Annotated in this window: 5 protein-coding genes and 1 pseudogene; 4 read left to right on the top strand and 2 right to left on the bottom strand. The window is 68.4% G+C overall.

Annotated elements, in window-relative coordinates:
- Nucleotides 1-263 precede the first annotated feature (263 nt).
- A complete protein-coding gene (gene radC, locus IU450_RS16355; RefSeq protein WP_195150635.1) occupies nt 264-938 on the bottom strand; it encodes a RadC family protein in 675 nt (224 codons plus the stop codon).
- A gap of 188 nt (nt 939-1,126) precedes the next feature.
- Between radC and IU450_RS41320 the strand changes: the two are divergent.
- Both IU450_RS41320 and IU450_RS41315 read left to right on the top strand, forming a co-directional pair.
- A pseudogene (locus IU450_RS41320) lies at nt 1,127-1,282 on the top strand (DUF6881 domain-containing protein); the annotation flags it as partial.
- Nucleotides 1,283-1,289: 7 nt separating this feature from the next.
- Nucleotides 1,290-1,427 carry a DUF6881 domain-containing protein gene (locus tag IU450_RS41315; RefSeq protein ID WP_416382877.1) on the top strand — a complete coding sequence of 46 codons (138 nt, stop codon included), beginning with the start codon at nt 1,290-1,292 and terminating at the stop codon, nt 1,425-1,427.
- 82 nt (nt 1,428-1,509) lie between these two features.
- Here IU450_RS41315 and IU450_RS16350 read toward each other — a convergent pair whose 3' ends face one another.
- A complete protein-coding gene (locus IU450_RS16350) occupies nt 1,510-1,707 on the bottom strand; it encodes a type II toxin-antitoxin system VapB family antitoxin (RefSeq protein ID WP_181724694.1) in 198 nt (65 codons plus the stop codon).
- 107 nt (nt 1,708-1,814) lie between these two features.
- On the opposite strand from IU450_RS16350, the gene IU450_RS16345 reads away from it, so the two are divergent.
- Both IU450_RS16345 and IU450_RS16340 read left to right on the top strand, forming a co-directional pair.
- Nucleotides 1,815-2,348, top strand: a complete 534-nt coding sequence (locus tag IU450_RS16345) for a DUF4396 domain-containing protein (protein ID WP_195150634.1) — start codon at nt 1,815-1,817, stop codon at nt 2,346-2,348.
- Nucleotides 2,349-2,475: 127 nt separating this feature from the next.
- Nucleotides 2,476-3,375 (top strand): phenylalanine 4-monooxygenase, encoded by a 900-nt coding sequence (locus tag IU450_RS16340; RefSeq protein ID WP_195150633.1) that lies wholly within the window; start codon nt 2,476-2,478, stop codon nt 3,373-3,375.
- Nucleotides 3,376-3,377: the final 2 nt, after the last annotated feature.

Genomic DNA, 3,377 nt, shown 5'->3' with positions numbered 1-3,377 from the left:
GATCGGCAGGGCAACACCATTCCGTGAGGTGCGCCCACCGGATTACGACCGCTCTATGCGATGGCGCCGCCACCATGTCACCGGCCACAGCGTGTGGACAGTTGGCAGTCACCGCCTCGTCCTGCCCGAGGCGGGTGAGAGCGCGGTAGATCAGGGTGAGGCCCGCCGGCAGGATTGCTGGCCGCCGACCGAACGATCGAGCCGGGCCAGCTGGTCGTCGCTCCCTGGCCCGTTCGGCGCTACCGCTAGCACAACGGGTGCCATCACGTCGGATAACCCGGGGCGCTGGCCCATTTCTCACCGGCGAGCACGACGTGGTCGAGGAAGCGGAGGCCTACGGTGTTGGCGGCTTCGGTGAGGAGGGTGGTGGTGCGGCGGTCGTCGGGGCTGGGGGTGGGGTCGCCGGAGGGGTGGTTGTGCACGATGGCGAAGGCTCGGCCGTCGTGGCGGAGGACGGTGTTCAGGATTTCGCGGACCGGGACGGCGACTTGGTCGATGGCGCCTTCGGCGACGAAGACCTTTTGGCGCAGGCGGTTCTGCGCGTCGCAGACCAGCACGAGTAGGCGCTCGACGCGGGCGCCCGCGAACTGCGGGCCGGCTGCGGCGGCCACGTCGGCAGGGCTGGTCAGCCGGATCGCGGTGTCCGGCCTGCCGCGTGCTCGCGCGCCGAGGTGGAACGCGGCGATGATCGCGGCGGCCTTCGCCACGCCGATACCCGCCCGGCGCGACAATTCCTCCGGGCGCGCCGACGCCAGCCCGGCGAGTCCGCCGTGCTCGACCAGCAGTTCCACCGCCAGGTCCAGCGCGCTCGCGCCGCGCCTGCCCTGCCGCAGAAGCAACGCGAGCAACTCCGCGTCACTCAGCGCATGCGGTCCCAGTGCCAGCAACCGCTCGCGCGGCCGCTGTGCCACGGGCACGTCGACAAGAGAGACCGCCATGACTCCCACCCCTCGCCTCACGCCAACAGTGCCCGGGATTCTGCCAGTGGCCACCGACAGTCCACGCCCACCGAGTCGCGTTCCACCCGCCCGCCGGACTTCATCCCCACCACCGCTGAGCTTCGACCCATATGCTGGCTGATGTGCGTTCGGTCCGAGTCGGTCGCGAACTGGGGAGTTGATGGGCGATGTGGTACCTGAAGGCGCAATGGCACCACGACTTCGACGACGAGCCGGTCGAGCTGTTCAGCGAGATCGGCGACGACGGCTTCGAGGTGCGCAAGGTCGAGATGTTCCGCGACGGGCACAGCGACTGGGCCGAGACCGGCCGCGGCACCGGCACGACCCGAACTGGGGCAGATTCCGGTTCCGGCGCCGGACGAGCTGAATGCCGAGACCGAGTTCACCGCTCTCCAGATCGATGCTCAGGAGTTCGAAGAGGTCTGGCTGCGCGCACTGGACGAGCAACGGCCAACCACTCCCCGATAGCCCCGCGCACCGGAGGCTCCGAGCAGCGCGCCTGCGGCGAGGAGCAGCGCGCCTGCGGCGAGGAGCAGCGCCTGCGAGCCGCCTAGCGATCTGCCATCGCGACGTCCGGTAGCCCGGCGAACGCGTTCGCGGCGAGCCTTTCCAGATTGTGCAGTTGGCGCTCGTGCACGACGATCCGGCGCAGGGCCTCGTTGATGGTGGCGTCGCTGGTCGACGTGCCCATGATGGCGGCCGCCGCGGCGAGCAAATTCTGGTCGAGATCGATCCGCACGGATTTCATGCGCCCTCCTTCATACTTTCGCCATCTTGCGGCATAGCGCCCGCTCATGTCCGGCAAATCGCGAACTCGGGCTTGCATAAATACCCTACGGGGGTATAGTTCCACCCATGGAACACAGGCACGACCCCTTGGGCGAACACGTCTCGTCCACCGCACACACGGCGAACAGCGCCGGGCAGCACACCGCGCACCACCCCTCGGCTACCTGGCGTATGGCCGCCATGGCGACGCTGCACTGCCTCACCGGCTGCGCCATCGGCGAGGTCCTCGGCATGGTGATCGGCACCGCGCTGGGCTGGAACAACACCTCGACGATGGCGCTGGCCATCGTGCTGGCGTTCCTGTTCGGCTACGCGTTCACCATGCGCGGCGTGCTGCGTGCGGGTCTGCCGCTGGCCGCCGCCGTCGGCACCGCGCTGGCCGCCGACACGGTGTCCATCACGGTCATGGAGATCGTGGACAACGCCGTGATCCTGGCCGTCCCCGGCGCGATGGACGCCCACCTGGACAGCGTGCTGTTCTGGGCCACCCTGGCCTTCGCCTTCGCGGTGGCCTTCGTGGTCACCACGCCGGTCAACAAGTGGATGATCGGGCGCGGCAAAGGCCACGCGGTGGTGCACTCGCTGCACGGCGCGCACTGATCAGCAAGTCGCCCGATTCGGGATATCTACTGCCGTGATCACGCAGAACGGCCCGTCCGGCTAGGCAGATTGCTCAGCTGGACGGGCTTTTGTTGTCGCCGGGTTCCAGCGGTGCTTGCATCGAGATATGTTCAGCGAGGCGCAGCTGTACTCGCCGGTGACCCGCACCGGCGACGGCGACGTGACCGTGCACCTGAGCGACGAGCACCCCGGCGTGCACGACCCCGACTACCGGGCCCGGCGCAACGCGATCGCGGCGTTGGCGCTGGACTACGCACCGGGAAAGCCGCTTCCCCAGATCGCCTACACCGAGGAGGAGCAGCAGGTGTGGCGAATCGTGTCGGCCGAACTCGCGCGCAAACATCGCAGATATGCCAGCGCGGAGGTTCTCGCGGCCGCCGAGGCGCTGTCGTTGCCCACCGATCACATCCCGCAACTGGACGAGGTATCGGCTGCGCTGGCACCGCTGACCGGCTTCCGCTACGCACCGGCAGCGGGCCTGGTGCCGCTACGGGAGTTCTTCGGCTCCTTCGCCGACCGGATCTTCCACTCCACGCAGTACATCCGGCATCATTCCGCGCCGTTGTACACCCCGGAACCGGACGCCATCCACGAGATCATCGGGCACGCCAATCAGATCGCCAGCCCGCGCTTCGCCGCCATCTACACGACGGTCGGCGCGGCGGTCGCGCGGCTGAGCACCGACCGCGCGCTGAAGTTCTTGGCCGACGTCTTCTGGTTCTCGATGGAGTTCGGCGTCGTCCGGGAACGCGGCGAGATCCGTTGCTACGGAGCGGGTCTGCTCTCGTCCTACGGCGAGATCGAGGAGTTCCGGCACGCCGAGCTGCGTCCGCTCGACATCGCCCAGATGGGCACCGCGACCTACGACATCACCCATTACCAGCCGATTCTCTATTGCGCGGACTCGATCGCCGAGATCGAGGACGTGATCGGCGGCTTCTTCGCGACCATGGACGACGACACCCCGGATCGGCTACGGCAGGCCAGCGCCGCCGGGGCGCAGTAGGT

Source organism: Nocardia abscessus (genome assembly GCF_015477775.1).
GTDB classification, from domain to species: domain Bacteria; phylum Actinomycetota; class Actinomycetes; order Mycobacteriales; family Mycobacteriaceae; genus Nocardia; species Nocardia abscessus_A.
The sequence above is the reverse complement of the archived record's forward strand: the minus strand, read 5'-3'. Positions and strand labels throughout refer to the sequence as shown.

Bases quoted from the DNA above. Each gene is read 5' to 3' on its own strand.
- IU450_RS16340 (WP_195150633.1), top strand. From the start codon at position 2,476: ATGTTCAGCGAGGCGCAGCTGTACTCGCCGGTGACCCGCACCGGCGAC.
- IU450_RS16345 (WP_195150634.1), top strand. From the start codon at position 1,815: ATGGAACACAGGCACGACCCCTTGGGCGAACACGTCTCGTCCACCGCA.
- IU450_RS16350 (WP_181724694.1), bottom strand. From the start codon at position 1,707: ATGAAATCCGTGCGGATCGATCTCGACCAGAATTTGCTCGCCGCGGCG.
- radC (WP_195150635.1), bottom strand. From the start codon at position 938: ATGGCGGTCTCTCTTGTCGACGTGCCCGTGGCACAGCGGCCGCGCGAG.